Annotated in this window: 2 pseudogenes; both read right to left on the minus strand. The window is 64.5% G+C overall.

Annotated elements, in window-relative coordinates:
* Positions 1-293: pseudogene (locus A6723_RS31035) on the minus strand (MarR family transcriptional regulator); the annotation flags it as partial.
* Between the two features lie 174 nt (positions 294-467).
* Positions 468-874, minus strand: a pseudogene (locus A6723_RS31040) (DNA transposition protein); the annotation flags it as partial.

An 874-nucleotide genomic window follows, 5' to 3' on the forward strand; every position in this document is an offset into this window, starting at 1 on the left:
GACGGCGGCACGCGCTCACCGCGCTTGTTCACGCGCGGAGCCTCTGCGCCTTCATCCGCCAGCAGCTTCCAGCGGGCATCACGCTGGACCAGGACCTCTACACGCTCGACGATGCCGGCCTTCTTCAGGTCGCGCAGGTAGCTGCTGACGGCCTGATCTTCCTGGCCGGACAAACGCGACACGTTGTAAGTGGTCAGGCCCTTCGGGTCACGGGACAGCGAGCGGATGGCTTCCCACATGTGCTGGCGCGGGCTCTTACCGCCAGTCATGGTCAGGTGAACGGCCTTACGCATTGTTCACCCCCGCTTCACGGAACCGAGACGGCGACCAGTCGCAAGACTCATCAGCCGGGATATGGCCGAACATGGTTGTGCAGCGGCGGCAGTGAACGCAGTCGCCGCAGGTCTTCCCTTCTGGAAGGCTCATGTCATCAGCGCCACGCGGTAGAGGTTCGCGGTTTTCCATGCTCAAGCCCTCCGCGCCGGGGCTTCGCCAGTGAACCAGCCGCGATTACCCCAGGTGGCCAGGTCAATCGTGTCGGTGCCAATCGCCTGGGCCTCGGTGTGGACGCGGTAGAGGTTCACGGCTACGCGGCGTAGGCAGCCCTGGGTTTTCGCGCACAGATCGTCCAGCAGCTCGTCGGCGATGGTGAGATGGGGGTAAGTGGCGTCTACCAGGTCGCGCAGGTCGTCGGCGGTGGCCGGCTGTGCCGGGACCCATTCCAGGACACGGTTGTGCAGGCGCTCTAGCTTGGCCAGGCTGGTCGGCACGCGCTCTTCCCCAATCAGCACGATGGTTCCCTGGCTGGCGTTGAAAATGTCGGTGATTACGTTCGCGGCGGCCTTGTCCAGCAGGTACTGGGCGTCGTCGATCA

The organism is Pseudomonas sp. AU11447, assembly GCF_001672555.2.
Taxonomy (GTDB): Bacteria; Pseudomonadota; Gammaproteobacteria; order Pseudomonadales; family Pseudomonadaceae; genus Pseudomonas; species Pseudomonas nitroreducens.